Genomic DNA, 17,488 nt, shown 5'->3' with positions numbered 1-17,488 from the left:
GTGCCGCCCTGATTATTCAACCGGCGACATCCTGCAGCGCTTGCTCTAAATCGTACCAGCGGAAACCAAATCCCGACTCTTCCAGCCGCTTTGGCAAAACATGTTGCCCGCCCAGCACCAGCACCGCCGATTCCCCCATCATCAGCTTGATGGCGCTGGCCGGCGTGCGCATAAAGGCCGGACGATGCATCACATGCCCCAGCGTGGCGGCGAACTGCTCATTACGCACCGCATAAGGTGCAACCATGTTGAAAGGCCCGCGCAGTTCCGGGTGATCGATCAGCCACAACAGCGCGTTCACTAGATCGTCGATATGAATCCACGGTAAATACTGTTTGCCGCTGCCAATCGGACCGCCCACACCCAGTTTGAACGGCAGCTTCATCTTCGCCAGTGCGCCGCCTTCTTTTGCCAGCACCACGCCGGTACGCAGCAAACAGACGCGGGTGCGGTCACTTTGCGCGGTTAACGCCAGTTGCTCCCAGCGCGCACACAGTGCATGGGTAAATTCATCGTGGCCCGGATCGTCTTCAGTCAATACCAGATCGCCGGTATCGCCATAAAAACCGGTGGCCGAGCCAGAGATCAAAAATTGGGGAGGATGGCTGCTGGCGTGGATCAGCGAGACCAGCTGTTCGGTAATCTGCCAGCGACTTTCGCAAAGCCGCTGTTTCTGTTGCTCGGTCCAGCGTTTATCCGCTATCGGTTCGCCTGCCAGATTGATCACGCCATCAATGCCGTTTAAATCGGATTGCTGATTAATGCCGGACCACAGCGCCACGTTGGGATTGAGTTTCTCTCGCGCGGCGGCGACATCGCGGGTGACAACGCTGACCTGATGCCCCAGCTGCAATAAGCGCGGGATCAGATGACGGCCAATCAGGCCGGTGCCGCCGGTGATAAGTAAATGCATGTTGAGCCTCCTTGTAATTTTTTCTCTGCTCAGATTCAGCATAGAAGAGAAGCGCCCGTGCGGCGTGACTGGGCTTACGCTTATGAATAAAAAGGCGTAGTCAGCGCTGGCCTTAGCACCTAAACATCCGACCAGCGCACCATTGCCTTAACAAATAAAAATCGGTAAACATGATGCACACCTGACGCTTACCTGAGGCAGCCAATGAATTATCCAACCATTACCTTGTGGTCCGATTCTTCCTTTTTCAGCCCTTACGCCATGTCGGTTTATGTTGCGCTAACCGAGAAGGGGATTCCCTTTACCCTCAAGCGCGTCGATTTATCACAGAACGCGCAGTGGGATGATGATTATCGTGCACTCTCTCTTACCTGCCGCGTACCCACGTTGCAAATCGATGAGGTGGTTCTGACGGAGTCTTCAGCGATTGCTGAGTATCTGGAGGAGCGTTTTCCAGCGCCAGAGTTCGAGCGACTCTATCCACGCGACCGCGAAAAACGGGCGCATGCACGTGAAGTGCAGGCGTGGCTGCGCAGCGATCTGATGCCGCTGCGATCGGAACGTCCCACCGAAGTGCTGTTTGCCGGTGAGCGCTTTGCACCGCTCACGCCAGCGGGTGAGCAGGCCGCAAATAAACTGATTGCTGCGGTGCAGCGTCTGCTGCCGGAGGGACAGCAAAACCTGTTTGGTGAATGGTCGATTGCGGATACTGATTTAGCGGTGATGATTAATCGTCTGGCGCTGCACGGTGACGCGCTGCCGGTGAAGTTGCAGCACTATGCCGAGTTCCAGTGGCAGCGTGCTTCGGTGCAGTTGTGGTTGGCTGAATCCGGTAAAACACGCTAAGCACGATGCGCCTTGCGATGGCGAAAAGAACGCATTACCTTACCGCAGATTCTAATAAAGCGTGGCAATCAGGCGCGTGCTGGGCACGCCGAAAACAGAAAAGGGTTATGGATGGTGGATCAAACGGCAGGTGATGGTATCGAGTGGGTTGATATCGTTAACGAAGAGAACGAAGTCATTGCGCAGGCCAGCCGTGCGCAGATGCGTGCGCAGTGTCTACGTCATCGCGCCACCTATATCGTGGTGCATGATGGCATGGGCAAAATTCTGGTGCAGCGTCGTACTGAAATTAAAGACTTTATGCCGGGTATGCTTGATGCCACCGCCGGCGGCGTGGTGCAGAGCGGTGAAGACCTGCTGGAATCTGCTCGTCGTGAAGCGGAAGAGGAATTAGGTATCGCGGCCGTTCCGTTTGCTGAGCACGGACAATTTTACTTCGAAGATCAGCATTGTCGCGTGTGGGGCGGGCTGTTTAGCTGCGTCTCGCATGGTCCGTTTGCGATGCAAGAGGAAGAAGTGGATGAGATTTTCTGGATGACGCCTGAAGAGATCACCGCGCGCTGTGATGAGTTCACTGATGATTCGCTGAAAGCACTGTCACTGTGGCTGAGCCGCAACAGTGATGCCGCACGCCGCAAGCAGAGCAGTGAAGCATAATTACGCTGCGATAAAAAAGGCGCCCATCGGGCGCCTTTTTGCTTTTTAAGCGAGCAGGAAAGCGATTAGCCTTCGGCTTGCTGTGACTGAATCGCCGTCAGTGCGATGGTATAGACGATGTCATCCACCAGTGCGCCACGCGACAAATCGTTTACCGGCTTACGCATGCCTTGCAGCATCGGTCCGATTGAGATCAGGTCGGCAGAACGCTGTACCGCTTTGTAAGTGGTATTACCGGTGTTCAGATCCGGGAAGATGAACACCGTAGCGCGACCAGCAACCGCTGAGTTTGGCGCTTTGGATTTGGCAACATCTTCCATAATCGCGGCGTCATACTGCAGCGGACCATCAATCACCAGATCCGGGCGTTTTTCCTGCGCAATGCGCGTTGCTTCACGTACTTTCTCTACGTCGCTACCGGCACCGGAGTTGCCGGTGGAGTAAGAGATCATCGCAACGCGTGGATCGATACCGAAAGCTTTGGCTGAATCGGCAGACTGAATGGCGATTTCCGCCAGCTGTTCTGGGTTCGGATCCGGGTTGATGGCGCAATCGCCATACACCAGAACCTGTTCCGGCAGCAGCATGAAGAACACGGAAGAGACCAGCGAGCTGTTTGGCGCAGTCTTGATCAGCTGCAGCGGTGGGCGAATGGTGTTCGCGGTGGTATGAACCGCACCTGATACCAGGCCATCAACTTCGCCACTCTCCAGCATCATGGTGCCCAGCACCACGTTGTCTTCCAGCTGCTCTTGCGCCACCACTTCGGTCATGCCTTTGCTCTTACGCAGCTCAACCAAACGCGGCACATAGTTTTCGCGTACCACTTCTGGATCGACGATGACGATGCCTTTGCCCAGTTCAACACCCTGAGCGGCAGCAACGCGCTGAATCTCTTCCGGATTACCCAGCAACACGCAGGTAGCGATGCCGCGTTCGGCACAAATAGCCGCCGCTTTAACCGTGCGCGGCTCGTCGCCTTCTGGCAGTACGATGCGTTTGCCGGCTTTACGCGCCAATTCGGTAAGCTGATAACGGAATGCCGGCGGTGACAGACGACGACTGCGCTCAGAGGTGGCGGTCAGCGATTCAACCCAATCGGCATTGATGAAGCTGGCTACGTATTCCTGCACTTTCTCAATACGCTGAATATCATCAGTAGGAACTTCCAGGTTGAAGCTCTGCAGGCTGAGTGAGGTTTGCCAGGTATTGGTTTTCACCATAAATACCGGCAGGCCAGTCTGGAACGCACGCTCGCACAGGCGCGCGATCGGCGCTTCAATCTGATAACCGCCGGTCAGCAACACCGCACCGATTTCCACGCCGTTCATCGCGGCCAAACATGCAGCCACCAGCACATCAGGACGATCGGCAGAAGTGACCAGCAGTGAGCCCGGACGGAAGTGCTCCAGCATGTGCGGAATACTGCGCGCGCAGAAGGTCACTGATTTAACACGACGCGTCTGGATTTCACCTTCGTTAATGATATCGGCATTCAGGTGACGGCACATGTCGATGGCGCGGGTAGCGATCAGATCAAAGCTCCACGGCACACAGCCCAGCACCGGCAGCGGGCTGTTGGCAAACAGCTGCTTAGGATCGATGTTGGCGATGCTCGCTTTGGAAGAGTCATCAAAAATCTCTGACAGATCCGGGCGCGTGCGGCCTTGTTCATCCACTGGCGCATTCAGTTTGTTGATGATAACGCCAGTGATGTTTTTGTTTTTGCTGCCGCCGAAGCTGCTTTGCGTCAGTTCGATACGCTCTTTCAGCTGGGCCGGCGAATCGTTACCCAACGCCATCACAAAGACGATTTCCGCGTTCAGGGTTTTGGCGATTTCATAGTTCAGCGCCGAGGCGAACTGATGTTTACGCGTGGGGACCAGACCTTCAACCAGCACGACTTCGGCATCTTTGGCGTTCGCGTGGTAGTTGGCAATGATCTCTTCCATCAGCACGTCTTGCTGGTTAGAACCCAGCAGCGACTCAACGCGTGACATCTGCAGCGGTTCAGCAGCAGGAATCGCGGAGCTTTTACGGATAATGCTGGTGGTCTGGTCTGGCGCATCGCCGCCCGCACGTGGCTGGGCAATGGGCTTGAATACGCTCAGGCGCACGCCTTTGCGCTCCATAGCACGGATCACGCCGAGGCTGACGCTGGTCAGGCCGACGCTGGTGCCGGTAGGAATGAGCATGATTGTACGTGACACGATAGAAACCTCTCAGGTGTTGCAGACTGTCTAAAACAACTCCGTCAGCCTAAGCTGACGGAGAGAAGTGTTTTTATGCGGTGAGACGCGCGGCATCTTGAGCAATCACCAACTCTTCGTTGGTTGGGATCACCACGGCTGGGCGAGTGCCTTCTTTATTGATGAAGCCAGATTTACCGAAGCGGGCTGCCAGGTTGCGCTCGTGATCGACCTCGAAGCCGAGCAGGCCCAGTTTCTGCAGCGCCAGTTCACGTACCATTGCTGCATTCTCACCGATGCCACCGGTGAAGATCACCGCATCCAGACGACCTTCCATCAGCGCAGTGTAGCTGCCGATGTACTTCGCCAGACGATGGCAGAATACATCCATCGCACGTTTGGCATCCTCTTTGGTCGCGTAGTTATCTTCAACATAGCGGCAGTCGCTGGTGACTTCGGTCAAACCTAACAGGCCAGACTCTTTGGTCAGTAGTTTGTTAATGGCATCAACGCTCATGCCCAGTGCATCATGCAGGAAGAAGATGATGGCAGGATCGATATCACCGCTACGGGTACCCATCACTAAGCCTTCCAGCGGGGTCAAACCCATTGAGGTGTCAACACACTGACCGTTGCGGATTGCGGAAACTGAACCGCCGTTGCCAAGGTGGCAAGTGATGATATTCAATTCAGTCACCGGCTTGTTCAGCATTTTTGCGGCTTCCTGCGTCACATAGTAGTGGCTGGTGCCGTGTGCGCCGTAGCGGCGAACGCCGTGCTCTTTGTACAGTTTGTAGGGCAGAGCATAGAGATAGGACTCTTCCGGCATTGTCTGATGGAATGCCGTGTCAAAAACCGCCACATTTTTATCGGAAAGATGCGGGAAGTTTTTCAGCGCTTCATCAATACCGATCAGATGCGCGGGATTGTGCAGCGGTGCAAATGAAGACGCATCTTTGATGCCCTGAATGACAGACTCGTCGATAATGACGGATTTCGTCAGCTGCTCGCCGCCATGAACAATGCGGTGGCCGATTGCAGCGATTTGTGCCGAAAGCTCTGGTTTTTGTGCCAGAATAGATTTAACGATGAAGTTGAGCGCTTCGCTATGAGCAGCGCCTGCACCCAATGGGGCTTCTTGTTTGCTGCCTTCCAGCTTCCATTTGATACGCGCTTCAGGTAAATGGAAACATTCAGCCAGACCCGACAGATATTCGTCGCCAGTGGCTGGGTTGAGGATGGCAAACTTAAGAGAGGAGCTGCCGCAGTTTAGAACCAGTACTAACTTCGTCGACATGGAAGTACCTATTTTGTTAAATAGTGGCTAAAAATAACGCAATCAGACTAACAGCGTAGCCCATGAAAGCTGGTAGGTTAATGATAAACATCATGTGCTAGTCAAAAATTGAGTGACATGCAAAAAATTTTGGTGATTTTACGCTTATTTTTGATAAGCGTTTAGTGAAACATGGCTCTGGCCGCTCTTTTATTGAGCTAAAGCTTCCGGTAATGTTGCTTAAACGGCGTCAGAATACTCACTGTCACCCACAAAGACAAAAACTTTTGAAGGATGTCACGTAAAGTTGTGTAGTTATCGGTTTATTTTAAATATTGCAGATTTTGTTGAGGTCTATCATGGCGAATGAGACAGACAATCCCGGCTGGTTCAGCTTGTTCCAGCGCGGACAGCGATACATGAAGACCTGGCCTGCCGATAAACGCCTGGCGCCGGTGTTTCCCGAGAATCGTGTTGTGAATACCACCCGCTTTGCTATCCGATTCATGCCGCCGCTGGCAATTTTCACGCTGACGTGGCAAATCGCCCTTGGTGGACAGCTCGGCCCAGCGATTGCAACGGCGCTTTTTGCCTGTAGCCTGCCGATGCAAGGTTTGTGGTGGTTGGGTAAACGCTCTGTGACGCCTTTGCCGCCAACCCTGCTGCAGTGGTTTCATGAGGTGCGCACTAAGCTGGAAGAAGCGGGTCAGGCGATTGCGCCTGTGGACGGTAAGCCGACTTACCAATCGCTCGCTGACGTATTAAAGCGCGCTTTTAAACAGCTTGATCGCACTTTCCTCGACGATCTTTGATCTGCTGACGCTTTTACCGGGCAGAGAATTTGAGCCAAATCCCGGTTCAAATCAAAGAAAAGTGATGCGGACACACACGCATCACTCTCCTTGTGTAATCATTTCTTCATTGTTTAAATCTTAAGCGGCCTTACCGGCCCGGGAGCAAACTATGGAAATGACCCACGCGCAACGACTCATCCTTTCCAACCAATATAAAATGATGGCAATGCTCGAGCCCGATAACGCCGAGCGCTATCGCCGCTATCAAACCATTATTGAGCGCGGCTACGGCCTGCAGTTACGCGAACTGGACAAGGAGTTCGGCGAGTTAACGGAAGCCACTTGTCGCCAGCTCATCGATATTATGGAAATGCACCATGCGCTGCATGTTTCCTGGTCGAACCTGAAAGATGGCAGTTCTATTGACGAGCGTCGCCTGGCGTTTCTTGGATTTGATGCCGCCACGGAAGCGCGTTACCTCGGTTATGTACGGTTTATGGTGAACATTGAGGGACGCTACACCCACTTTGATTCCGGCACGCACGGTTTCAATGCGCAAACACCGATGTGGGAAAAATACCAACGCATGCTAACGGTGTGGCAAACTTGTCCACGTCAGTATCATCTCAGCGCGAATGAGATCGCGCAGATTATCAATGCCTGAATAAGGAGCGATGTGTGAAGTACAGGGGTTTTCTGTTTGATTTAGACGGCACGCTGGTGGATTCACTGCCTGCAGTCATTCGCGCATGGTCACTGTGGGGCGAGCGCCACGGCTTATCGGCGGATGAGGTCCTGAGCTACATACATGGAAAGCCTGCTATCAATTCGCTGCGCCATTTCATGGCGGGACAATCGGAAGAGGCAATCCAGGCGGAGTTCCTCTGGCTTGAACGCTTAGAGGCTGAGGATACGCAAGGGGTGCAAGCCATTCCGGGTGCGTTAGCGTTACTCGCTACGCTGAACGAGTTACAGATTCCCTGGGCAATTGTGACGTCCGGTTCGATTCCGGTAGCGCACGCGCGCCATAAAGCGGCAAATCTACCGATGCCAGAAGTCTTTATCACTGCTGAGAATATTAAGCATGGCAAGCCGAATCCAGAGCCTTATTTGCTGGGCGCGGAACGTTTAGGGCTTTCGGCGACACACTGCGTTGTAGTTGAGGATGCGCCAGCGGGCATCATTTCAGGTTTAGAGGCGGGCAGCGCGGTCGTTGCTGTGAATGCACCAGCAGATTCGCCGCGTCTCAACGACGTGGCGTTTCGCGTTACGACGCTGGAACCTGTAAAGGTGACGAAAGAGAGTAGCGGCGAGTTTACGCTCTCAGTTAATGCATAATGAAACGGGCCTGAACGGCCCGTTTTTTATAATGGGGTATCTTGCGAAATCTCATCCAATGACAGGCTAAAGCTGGGGATAAACACCTCAACGAAATAGTCCATCTCCGGCGAACGACGCTGTGAGAGCGTTTTTTCCAGGCGCGCTTTCGCCAGCAGAAACTCGTTATTGCCCGCCGACAACTCTTCCAGACATTTTACGTAGGCGCAAAGTGCATCCGCTTGCTTCACCACCGATTGCTCACTTTCAGTATGCAAGTGTTCATCGATCAACGGGCGATAGGCGTCCTGTAGTTCAGCTGGCAACATATCTATTAGCTTCTGCTGGGCGATCTTCTCAATTTTTTTGTATTCGTGCGCGATCTGCGCGTTGTAATACTTCACTGGCGTAGGTAAATCACCGGTAAGCACCTCGCTGGCATCATGATACAGCGCCAGCATCGCGATACGCTCAGCATTAAGGTTGCCGTTAAACTTTTTGTTTTTAATGATGGCGAGTGCATGAGCGACCATCGCCACCTGCAAGCTATGTTCGGAGACGTTTTCGGTGCGCACATTGCGCATCAGCGGCCAGCGATTGATCAGTTTGAGGCGAGAGAGATGGGCAAAAAAATGGCTACGAGTCATGGACGGTTCCTGTTCGCATGGCGGGGAGAGCGAAGCGAACGCTCTCCCCGAAATACGATCACTATACCCTAAATAATTCAAGTCCCCATGAGAGGACTTGAATATCCACGGATACAGACGTGTCACCGATTACTGGCGATACCCTTGCAGGAAGCGACCAAACTTACTTACGGCCATCTCCAAATCGTCCACGCGCGGCAGCGTAACAATGCGCACGTGATCCGGCCACGGCCAGTTGAAAGCGGTGCCCTGAACCAGCAGCACTTTCTCTTGCAACAGGAAATCCAGTACCATCTTTTGATCGTCGAAGATGTTGAATTTCTTGGCATCAATACGCGGGAACATGTACAGCGCTCCCTGCGGTTTAACGCAGCTGACGCCTGGAATATCGTTGATTAACTCCCACGCTCGCTGACGCTGCTCATACAAACGACCGCCTGGGGCGATGAATTCGCTGATGCTCTGATAGCCGCCGAGCGCCGTTTGAATTGCGTGCTGTGCCGGAACGTTGGCACACAGACGCATCGAGGCCAGCATTTCCAGCCCTTCAATATAACCTTTGGCATGTTTCTTCGGCCCATTCAATACCATCCAGCCCTGACGGAAACCCGCCACGCGATAGGTTTTGGACAAGCCGTTAAACGTTACGGTCAGCAAGTCTGGCGCCAGTGCTGCAATCGAATGATGTTGAGCTTCGTCGTACAAAATTTTGTCGTAGATTTCGTCGGCGAAAATAATCAGGTTGTGCTGGCGTGCAATCTCAACAACCTCCAGCAATAGCTCTTTGCTATAAACCGCGCCGGTCGGATTATTGGGATTGATGATGACAATGCCACGCGTGCGCGGCGTAATCTTGCTGCGAATATCATCCAGGTCTGGGAACCAGCCAGCCGATTCATCACACAGGTAATGCACCGCTTTACCGCTCGACAGCGAAACTGCAGCCGTCCACAGCGGATAGTCGGGTGCGGGCACTAACATTTCGTCGCCACTGTTAAGCAATGCCTGCATGGCTTGCACAATCAGTTCCGATACACCGTTACCGATATAAATGTCTTCGACAGTAACGTCGCGCATATCGCGCGCCTGATAGTGTTGCATGATCGCTTTACGCGCCGAATACAGACCTTTTGAGTCGCAGTAACCTTGCGAGCTCGGCAGATTACGAATGACATCCACCAAAATTTCATCAGGCGCTTCAAAACCAAACGGGGCGGGGTTACCGATGTTCAGTTTGAGAACTTTGTTGCCTTCTTCTTCGAGACGTTTAGCCTCTTTCAGTACCGGACCACGGATGTCATAACAGACATTTTCCAGCTTGCCGGATTTATCAATTTGAAAATTCATCATTACCGCCTTTAAGGGCAGAGTCCTTTAACCTGCCACCAAAAATCAAACTTGCCCAATTTACTCTTCTCACCTTAACAAAAGAAGGGCAGCGCTTGGTTTTGGCGCATTTGCCATTTTTTCCCGCGCCGCATGGCGTAAAAGTCATTGGAATTCTATTAATCTGGTTCATTAATTCAGGGATGCAGGAATTGGTAAGATTAAACACTGCTTAGCTATGGCAGACGTGTAAATGCCTTCTTCCATCGGCATCGCGGACTATTCAGAAATTTTTCAGTCACAATTGGCTTATAAAAACATTAGCGACCTAATGAAATAGTTAAGTGATTCTTGTTAGATGGCGAAAAAACGTCGGTTAATGGTTAAGCTCTAACTGGTGTTACAAAATGCAGTTCATTCTCATTCAGTTTTCAGGGATAGGATTAAGCTCCAGCAATGAGACAAATGTGGTGTAAAACACGGGTAAAATAGCATTTGTGCTGTAACTTTAACGCAAGTGTTTAAGATTCAGAACCTGGGGGGCTTAAAATAAGAGCAGCGTTATGGCAGGATGTGTGCGAAAAGGCTTTTGGTCAAAAATTGCAATGTTTTGAACAAAAACATTTCCATTTATAGCGTAAAAATGATTAAGTATAATTTATTATTTGATGCACTTTATCGCTTCGCATCTGCTTAACATGATGTTATTTCTTTTTTACCCGCAGGGACTTTACGCGGGATACATAGACAACTACGCAGCTTCCAGCACCTGTACGACATACGTTTCCGGCCCAGAAGTTCTGCTGTCTATAATGACGACGCTGCTCTGATCTCAGAGTGGTGCGATCGTCGGCATCCGCATAACAAAATTTTTTCGTGGCAGCCTCAACACAGGGCTGTCATTAAGCACCATTGCCTCTTATCTCCTTGATAAGTCGGGTAATACACCAGGGTAGTAGTTTTAAAAAATCTTATAAGTGAAGAAAAAAACATGACTAATGCAAATCGTCCGATACTGAATCTCGACCTCGATCTGCTGCGTACATTTGTTGCCGTTGCCGATCTGAATACTTTTGCAGCGGCCGCTGCCGCGGTATGCAGAACGCAGTCAGCAGTGAGCCAGCAGATGCAACGTCTGGAACAATTGGTAGGTAAAGAGCTGTTTGCCAGACATGGACGTAATAAATTGCTGACGGAGCATGGCATTCAACTGCTGGGTTACGCCAGGAAAATCCTTCGTTTTAACGACGAAGCTTGCACCTCTTTAATGTACAGCAACATCCAGGGCGTTCTGACCATTGGCGCTTCAGATGATACCTCAGATACCATTCTGCCGTTCCTGCTTAATCGCGTAACGTCGGTTTATCCGAAGCTGGCCATTGATGTTCGTGTCAAACGCAACCCGTTCATGATGGAAATGCTAAACCAAGGTGAAGTTGATCTGGTTGTGACCACGTCCAGCCCAGGCAATTTTACCCATCAGGTACTGCGAACTTCACCCACGTTGTGGTACTGCGCGGCGGATTATATCTTCCAGCGCGGTGAAGCCATTCCTTTAGTTCTGTTGGATGAGCCAAGCCCTTATCGCGATATGGCGATTGATCACCTCAACGAAGCTGGAATTCCGTGGCGCATCTCGTATGTCGCGTCTACGTTAGCTGCGGTACGTGCAGCTGTTAAGGCCGGTTTGGGTGTGACAGCGCGTCCAGTTGAAATGATGAGCCCAGAGCTGCGAGTGATGGGAGCGGCGGAAGGTTTACCAGTGCTGCCTGATACCCAGTATTTGCTGTGCCGTAATCCAGACAGCGATAACGAACTGGCGCTGGCTATTTTCAATGCCATGCAGTCCACCAACGATCCGTACAATTTGAGTGCTAATCCAGACGGTACGTTGTTGTTGGATGATGAAGAGTAAGTACTGCAGTAACTGATAATTCCTCCTAAATGGAATACCGGTTAATTGTTAAAACTTAGATAAATGAGCCTTAGCGAATTAATTACCCGCTAAGGCTTTTTTAATGCCCGTTTGTTGACCTTTTTTGACCAATTTTCCTGCCGAAGATTTCCCCATCATCTTAAAATATGGAATGCGTTCCATTCTTCTTCAGGATGGAATGATTTTATCAATTCGTGCCCTCTTTCCCAGGGCATTTGCCCGCCTGTAACGCTGGTTTTTGCATCATAAAACCCATTTATGTGCTTTGGATCAAAAAAATACCCCTGATAAGGGGGGGGAATCTTCGACAAGACCTGTCAAAATATGATTGTTAAATGCACGATCCATGCATGTGAATACCCGCTACACTAAAATTAACCTCACAAACTGAAGCGATTTAGCTGGCGATCGCAGAGGTGAATGTTAATAATATGCTGCAGCTGTAAAATAATGTTTGGATACTTTTGTCAAAGTTGACAAAAGGTTATAGAAAGGAGTAAAAACCCCTATAAAATTGCTGCTTTATTGCTAATGACAGCAAACTTTATAAGGTTTTTTATCCTTCCCTTGAATCGATGTGGTGTGTTTGCTGCAACAGTGCAGGATGCCATCACCACTTTTGATGAGTAAGCAAAGAGTATGTCGACAACTACAGAAGTGATCGCTCATCACTGGGCATTTATTGTTTTTATCGTTATCGCATTTGGCCTGTGTGCCTTCATGTTGACCGGTGGCTGGTTGTTGGGTGGACGTGCGCGTGCGCGACACAAAGACACCCCGTTCGAATCGGGTATTGAGTCGGTCGGTGACACTCATATTCGCCTCTCTGCAAAATTCTATTTGGTTGCGATGTTCTTCGTCATCTTCGACGTCGAAGCCCTCTATTTATACGCATGGTCGACTTCTATCCGCGAAAGCGGTTGGGTCGGCTTTGTCGAAGCCGCAATTTTCATTTTGGTGCTCTTGGCAGGCCTGGTTTATCTGGTGCGCATCGGTGCGCTGGATTGGGCTCCTGCGCGTCGTCGCGTAGTAGTCAAATCTGTCCCGGTCAGTCACAGCCACACCAACCCTCATAAGCAGTAAAAGAGAGGCAATAAGATGGACTACACGCTGACACGCGTAGACCCGAACGGGAGCGGCGATAACGATCGTTATCCTCTACAGAAACAGGAAATTGTTACCGATCCGCTGGAGCAGCACGTTCACCGCAGCGTCTATATGGGCAAGCTCGAACACGCTCTGCATGACATGGTGAACTGGGGACGTAAAAACTCTCTGTGGCCATATAACTTCGGTCTCTCCTGCTGCTACGTGGAGATGACCACGTCATTCACTGCGGTGCATGATGTGGCACGTTTTGGTGCGGAAGTTATGCGCGCCTCACCACGTCAGGCTGACTTCATGGTGATTGCCGGAACGCCATTTACCAAAATGGCGCCGGTTATTCAGCGTTTGTATGACCAAATGCTGGAGCCGAAATGGGTGATCTCCATGGGCGCGTGCGCTAACTCCGGTGGTATGTACGACATCTACTCGGTAGTGCAGGGCGTAGACAAATTCCTGCCGGTGGATGTGTACATCCCAGGCTGCCCACCGCGTCCTGAAGCGTATATGCAAGCGCTGTTGCTGCTGCGTGAGTCGATTGGTAAAGAGCGTCGTCCACTGTCGTGGGTGGTTGGCGATCAAGGTGTTTACCGCGCCAATATGCAGCCAGAGCGTGAAAGGAAACGTGGTGAGCGTATTGCCGTCACCAACCTGAGAACGCCAGACGAAGTTTAAGCTTCCCGTTCACGGATGGAGCCACGGCCGCAGCAGAACATCACAATTTAATGTGCGCCGCCATCCTGACGCCTTCTTTTGAGCGCCTGATTACAGGCCGGAATGGTGAGTAACGTATGACTGATTTAACCACGCAAGATCTCGCACAGCCTTCATGGCAAACCCGCGATCATCTGGATGATCCAGTGGTCGGCGAGCTGCGTAACCGTTTTGGGCCGGATGCCTTTACCGTTCAGGCCACCCGCACCGGCATTCCGGTAGTTTGGGTGAAGCGTGAACAGCTATTGGAAATCGTTGAATTCCTGCGCAAGCTGCCAAAGCCGTATGTCATGCTCTATGACTTACATGGTTTTGATGAACGTTTACGCACTAACCGCGCCGGATTGCCCGCCGCGGATTTTTCCGTTTTCTATCACCTGCTGTCGATTGAACGCAACCGCGACATCATGCTCAAGGTGGCGCTGTCTGAAAACGATCTGAATGTGCCAACCATCACCAAAATTTTCGCCAACGCCAACTGGTATGAGCGAGAAACATGGGAGATGTTCGGCATTACCTTCAATGGTCACCCGCACCTGACGCGCATCATGATGCCGCAGACCTGGGAAGGCCATCCGCTGCGTAAAGATTATCCGGCGCGTGCCACCGAGTTCGATCCCTTCGAACTGACCAAACAGAAAGAAGATCTGGAGATGGAGGCGCTGACCTTCAAGCCTGAAGATTGGGGCATGAAGCGTAGCACCACCAACGAGGACTTCATGTTCCTCAACCTCGGCCCAAACCACCCGTCTGCGCACGGTGCCTTCCGCATCATTCTGCAACTCGATGGTGAAGAGATTGTCGATTGCGTTCCCGATGTTGGCTACCACCATCGTGGCGCTGAAAAGATGGGCGAGCGCCAATCCTGGCACAGTTACATTCCTTACACCGACCGTATCGAGTATCTCGGCGGCTGTGTCAACGAAATGCCGTATGTGCTGGCAGTAGAAAAACTGGCGGGCATCACCGTACCGGATCGCGTCAATGTGATTCGCGTGATGCTGTCCGAGCTGTTCCGCATCAACAGCCATCTGCTCTATATCTCCACCTTTATTCAGGACGTCGGCGCCATGACGCCAGTGTTCTTCGCCTTCACCGATCGTCAGAAAATCTATGACGTGGTTGAAGCGATCACCGGTTTCCGTATGCACCCAGCGTGGTTCCGTATTGGCGGCGTCGCGCATGATCTGCCGAAAGGCTGGGAGCGCCTGTTGCGCGACTTCCTCGACTGGATGCCGAAACGTCTGAAAGAGTACGACAAAGCTGCGCTGCGCAATACCGTGTTGATGGGCCGTTCGCAGGGCGTTGCGGCGTACAACATGGATGAAGCGCTGGCATGGGGCACCACCGGTGCCGGTCTGCGCGCTACCGGTTTGGATTTTGACGTGCGTAAATGGCGTCCGTATTCAGGCTACGAAAACTTCGATTTCGAAATTCCCGTTGGCGCAGGCATCAGTGATGCGTACACCCGCGTTCAGCTGAAAATGGAAGAGATGTGGCAGTCACTGCGTATCCTGGAACAGTGTTTGAACAACATGCCTGAAGGCCCGTTCAAAGCGGATCATCCGCTGACCACACCGCCACCGAAAGAGCGCACGCTGCAGCACATTGAAACCCTGATCACCCACTTCCTGCAGGTTTCGTGGGGCCCGGTGATGCCGGCCAACGAATCCTTCCAGATGATTGAGGCGACCAAAGGGATCAACAGTTACTACCTGACCAGCGATGGTAGCACCATGAGCTATCGCACCCGCGTGCGTACGCCGAGCTTCCCGCACCTGCAGCAGATCCCATCGGTGATCCGCGGCAGCCTGGTATCCGACTTGATCGTTTACCTCGGTAGTATCGATTTTGTTATGTCAGACGTGGACCGCTAATTATGCACGATCAAAAGATTGCTATTCACACCATCGACCCGACTGAGGTCTTCGTGCTGAGTGAGGCCGAGCACCACGCTATCGAGCACGAAAAACACCATTACGAAGATGCGCGTGCGGCTTCGATTGAAGCGTTGAAGATCGTGCAGAAACAGCGCGGTTGGGTGCCGGATGGCGCGATTAACGCTATCGCAGAAGTACTCGGAATTCCCGCCAGTGATGTGGAAGGTGTTGCCACTTTCTATAGCCAGATCTACCGCACGCCGGTTGGCCGTCACGTGATTCGCTACTGCGACAGCGTAGTGTGCCATATCACCGGGTATCAGGGCATTCAGGACGCGCTTGAGCAGAAGCTGAATATTAAGCCTGGTCAAACCACGGCGGATGGTCGCTTTACGCTCTTGCCTACCTGCTGCCTCGGTAATTGCGATAAAGGGCCAACCATGATGGTGGACGAAGATACGCATGTTCATCTGACGCCTGAAGGCATCGCCAACTTGCTGGAGCAGTATCAATGACCATTAAACAGATCATTCGTACTGCCGAAACGCATCCACTGACCTGGCGTCTGCGCGACGACAAGCAGCCAATTTGGATTGATGAATACCGCAGTAAAAACGGTTACGTCGGTGCTGAAAAAGCGCTGAAAGATTTCAGTCAGGACGAAATTGTCGCGGCGGTAAAAGACTCTGGCCTGAAAGGCCGCGGTGGCGCCGGCTTTAATACCGGCCTGAAGTGGAGCCTGATGCCGAAAGACGAATCCATGAACATCCGTTACCTGCTGTGTAACGCCGATGAAATGGAGCCGGGCACCTATAAAGACCGCTTGCTGATGGAGCAACTGCCGCACCAATTGGTGGAAGGCATGTTGATCAGCGCGTTCGCGCTGAAAGCCTATCGTGGCTACATCTTCTTACGCGGTGAATACATCGAAGCGGCAGTCAATCTGCGTCGCGCGATTGCTGAAGCCACCGAAGCGGGCTATCTCGGTAAAAATATTCTCGGCACCGGTTTTGATTTCGAGCTGATCGTTCACACCGGCGCAGGGCGTTATATCTGTGGTGAAGAGACGGCGCTGATCAACTCGCTGGAAGGTCGCCGCGCCAATCCGCGCTCTAAGCCACCGTTCCCGGCAAGTGCTGGCGTATGGGGCAAGCCAACCTGCGTCAACAACGTGGAAACGTTGTCGAACGTGCCGGCCATCTTCCTTAACGGCGTCGATTGGTACAAAAACATCTCTACCAGTGAAGATACCGGCACCAAAATGATGGGCTTCTCAGGCCGCGTGAAAAATCCCGGCGTCTGGGAACTGCCGTTCGGTACGACCGCACGTGAAATCCTGGAAGATTACGCAGGCGGCATGCGCGATGGCTTGAAATTCAAAGCCTGGCAGCCCGGCGGCGCAGGAACCGACTTCCTTACCGATCAGCACCTCGATCTGCCAATGGAATTTGCCAGCATTGGTAAAGCCGGCAGCCGTTTAGGTACCGCGCTGGCGATGGCGGTCGATCACGAAATCAATATGGTTTCGCTGGTACGTAATCTGGAAGAGTTCTTTGCGCGTGAATCTTGCGGCTGGTGTACGCCGTGCCGTGATGGATTGCCGTGGAGCGTGAAGATCCTGCGTGCGCTGGAGCAGAAGAAAGGCCAGCCGGGTGATATCGAAACCCTGCAGCAACTCTGCCGCCAGCTTGGCCCAGGTAAAACCTTCTGTGCCCACGCACCGGGTGCCGTCGAGCCATTGCAGAGCGCGATTAAATATTTCCGTGAAGAGTTTGAAGCCGGCATTGCGCCGCAGGTGTTTGGTAATACCCGAGCCATCGGTGGTATTCAGCCGAACCTGCTGAAAGCGCGCTGGTAATCGGCCGCCGTACACGGAACTCGCCTCGCGC

16 protein-coding genes are annotated in these 17,488 nt (G+C 52.3%); 11 read left to right on the top strand and 5 right to left on the bottom strand.

Annotated features, from left to right (window positions below; all coding sequences use genetic code 11):
• Nucleotides 1-16: 16 nt before the first annotated feature.
• Nucleotides 17-913: a TIGR01777 family oxidoreductase gene (locus AC790_RS19640; protein ID WP_049852893.1), complete on the bottom strand. Its 897-nt coding sequence runs from the start codon at nucleotides 911-913 to the stop codon at nucleotides 17-19.
• 204 nt (nucleotides 914-1,117) lie between these two features.
• On the opposite strand from AC790_RS19640, the gene yfcF reads away from it, so the two are divergent.
• Complete coding sequence (gene yfcF, locus AC790_RS19635; RefSeq protein ID WP_049852892.1) at nucleotides 1,118-1,759, top strand: glutathione transferase; 642 nt, start codon at nucleotides 1,118-1,120, stop codon at nucleotides 1,757-1,759.
• Nucleotides 1,760-1,870: 111 nt separating this feature from the next.
• Nucleotides 1,871-2,416, top strand: a complete 546-nt coding sequence (gene yfcD / locus AC790_RS19630; RefSeq protein ID WP_007889295.1) for an NUDIX hydrolase YfcD — start codon at nucleotides 1,871-1,873, stop codon at nucleotides 2,414-2,416.
• Nucleotides 2,417-2,481: 65 nt separating this feature from the next.
• Here yfcD and pta read toward each other — a convergent pair whose 3' ends face one another.
• Together pta and ackA are read right to left on the bottom strand one after the other, a co-directional pair.
• Nucleotides 2,482-4,626: a phosphate acetyltransferase gene (pta, locus tag AC790_RS19625; RefSeq protein WP_007889297.1), complete on the bottom strand. Its 2,145-nt coding sequence runs from the start codon at nucleotides 4,624-4,626 to the stop codon at nucleotides 2,482-2,484.
• 73 nt (nucleotides 4,627-4,699) lie between these two features.
• Nucleotides 4,700-5,902 carry an acetate kinase gene (ackA, locus tag AC790_RS19620; protein WP_007889300.1) on the bottom strand — a complete coding sequence of 401 codons (1,203 nt, stop codon included), beginning with the start codon at nucleotides 5,900-5,902 and terminating at the stop codon, nucleotides 4,700-4,702.
• A 338-nt stretch (nucleotides 5,903-6,240) separates the two neighbouring features.
• On the opposite strand from ackA, the gene yfbV reads away from it, so the two are divergent.
• From yfbV to AC790_RS19605, 3 genes are all read left to right on the top strand, one after another.
• Nucleotides 6,241-6,693 carry a terminus macrodomain insulation protein YfbV gene (gene yfbV / locus AC790_RS19615; RefSeq protein ID WP_007889303.1) on the top strand — a complete coding sequence of 151 codons (453 nt, stop codon included), beginning with the start codon at nucleotides 6,241-6,243 and terminating at the stop codon, nucleotides 6,691-6,693.
• 151 nt (nucleotides 6,694-6,844) lie between these two features.
• Nucleotides 6,845-7,339: a YfbU family protein gene (locus tag AC790_RS19610; protein WP_049852891.1), complete on the top strand. Its 495-nt coding sequence runs from the start codon at nucleotides 6,845-6,847 to the stop codon at nucleotides 7,337-7,339.
• 14 nt (nucleotides 7,340-7,353) lie between these two features.
• Complete coding sequence (locus AC790_RS19605; RefSeq protein WP_049852890.1) at nucleotides 7,354-8,013, top strand: sugar phosphatase; 660 nt, start codon at nucleotides 7,354-7,356, stop codon at nucleotides 8,011-8,013.
• Nucleotides 8,014-8,039: 26 nt separating this feature from the next.
• Here AC790_RS19605 and yfbR read toward each other — a convergent pair whose 3' ends face one another.
• Both yfbR and AC790_RS19595 read right to left on the bottom strand, forming a co-directional pair.
• Nucleotides 8,040-8,639, bottom strand: a complete 600-nt coding sequence (gene yfbR, locus AC790_RS19600) for a 5'-deoxynucleotidase (protein ID WP_007889310.1) — start codon at nucleotides 8,637-8,639, stop codon at nucleotides 8,040-8,042.
• A 129-nt stretch (nucleotides 8,640-8,768) separates the two neighbouring features.
• Nucleotides 8,769-9,986, bottom strand: a complete 1,218-nt coding sequence (locus AC790_RS19595) for a pyridoxal phosphate-dependent aminotransferase (RefSeq protein WP_036620879.1) — start codon at nucleotides 9,984-9,986, stop codon at nucleotides 8,769-8,771.
• Between the two features lie 970 nt (nucleotides 9,987-10,956).
• On the opposite strand from AC790_RS19595, the gene lrhA reads away from it, so the two are divergent.
• The 6 genes from lrhA (at nucleotide 10,957) to nuoF (ending at nucleotide 17,457) form a co-directional block, all read left to right on the top strand.
• Nucleotides 10,957-11,880 (top strand): transcriptional regulator LrhA, encoded by a 924-nt coding sequence (gene lrhA / locus AC790_RS19590; RefSeq protein ID WP_007889314.1) that lies wholly within the window; start codon nucleotides 10,957-10,959, stop codon nucleotides 11,878-11,880.
• A 660-nt stretch (nucleotides 11,881-12,540) separates the two neighbouring features.
• Entirely contained in the window at nucleotides 12,541-12,984 is a 444-nt protein-coding gene (locus AC790_RS19585) for an NADH-quinone oxidoreductase subunit A (protein ID WP_007889316.1), read from the top strand.
• Between the two features lie 15 nt (nucleotides 12,985-12,999).
• Nucleotides 13,000-13,680, top strand: coding sequence for an NADH-quinone oxidoreductase subunit B family protein (locus AC790_RS19580; RefSeq protein ID WP_049852889.1), 681 nt, complete (start codon nucleotides 13,000-13,002; stop codon nucleotides 13,678-13,680).
• Nucleotides 13,681-13,796: 116 nt separating this feature from the next.
• Nucleotides 13,797-15,596, top strand: a complete 1,800-nt coding sequence (gene nuoC / locus AC790_RS19575; RefSeq protein ID WP_007889320.1) for an NADH-quinone oxidoreductase subunit C/D — start codon at nucleotides 13,797-13,799, stop codon at nucleotides 15,594-15,596.
• A gap of 2 nt (nucleotides 15,597-15,598) precedes the next feature.
• Nucleotides 15,599-16,114, top strand: coding sequence for an NADH-quinone oxidoreductase subunit NuoE (gene nuoE, locus AC790_RS19570; protein ID WP_007889323.1), 516 nt, complete (start codon nucleotides 15,599-15,601; stop codon nucleotides 16,112-16,114).
• A gap of 2 nt (nucleotides 16,115-16,116) precedes the next feature.
• Entirely contained in the window at nucleotides 16,117-17,457 is a 1,341-nt protein-coding gene (gene nuoF, locus AC790_RS19565; protein WP_176519213.1) for an NADH-quinone oxidoreductase subunit NuoF, read from the top strand.
• Nucleotides 17,458-17,488 lie beyond the last annotated feature (31 nt).

Source organism: Pantoea sp. RIT-PI-b, from assembly GCF_001187905.1.
In the GTDB taxonomy this organism is placed as follows: domain Bacteria; phylum Pseudomonadota; class Gammaproteobacteria; order Enterobacterales; family Enterobacteriaceae; genus Pantoea; species Pantoea nemavictus.
Note: the sequence above shows the minus strand (reverse complement) of the source record. Positions and strands in the feature narration are given on the sequence as shown.

Excerpts from the sequence above, each read along its gene's own strand:
- AC790_RS19640 (WP_049852893.1), bottom strand. The coding sequence starts at position 913 with ATGCATTTACTTATCACCGGCGGCACCGGCCTGATTGGCCGTCATCTG.
- yfbV (WP_007889303.1), top strand. The coding sequence starts at position 6,241 with ATGGCGAATGAGACAGACAATCCCGGCTGGTTCAGCTTGTTCCAGCGC.
- lrhA (WP_007889314.1), top strand. The coding sequence starts at position 10,957 with ATGACTAATGCAAATCGTCCGATACTGAATCTCGACCTCGATCTGCTG.
- nuoC (WP_007889320.1), top strand. The coding sequence starts at position 13,797 with ATGACTGATTTAACCACGCAAGATCTCGCACAGCCTTCATGGCAAACC.
- AC790_RS19585 (WP_007889316.1), top strand. The coding sequence starts at position 12,541 with ATGTCGACAACTACAGAAGTGATCGCTCATCACTGGGCATTTATTGTT.
- ackA (WP_007889300.1), bottom strand. The coding sequence starts at position 5,902 with ATGTCGACGAAGTTAGTACTGGTTCTAAACTGCGGCAGCTCCTCTCTT.
- yfbR (WP_007889310.1), bottom strand. The coding sequence starts at position 8,639 with ATGACTCGTAGCCATTTTTTTGCCCATCTCTCTCGCCTCAAACTGATC.
- AC790_RS19610 (WP_049852891.1), top strand. The coding sequence starts at position 6,845 with ATGGAAATGACCCACGCGCAACGACTCATCCTTTCCAACCAATATAAA.
- AC790_RS19580 (WP_049852889.1), top strand. The coding sequence starts at position 13,000 with ATGGACTACACGCTGACACGCGTAGACCCGAACGGGAGCGGCGATAAC.
- yfcF (WP_049852892.1), top strand. The coding sequence starts at position 1,118 with ATGAATTATCCAACCATTACCTTGTGGTCCGATTCTTCCTTTTTCAGC.
- AC790_RS19595 (WP_036620879.1), bottom strand. The coding sequence starts at position 9,986 with ATGAATTTTCAAATTGATAAATCCGGCAAGCTGGAAAATGTCTGTTAT.
- nuoE (WP_007889323.1), top strand. The coding sequence starts at position 15,599 with ATGCACGATCAAAAGATTGCTATTCACACCATCGACCCGACTGAGGTC.
- yfcD (WP_007889295.1), top strand. The coding sequence starts at position 1,871 with ATGGTGGATCAAACGGCAGGTGATGGTATCGAGTGGGTTGATATCGTT.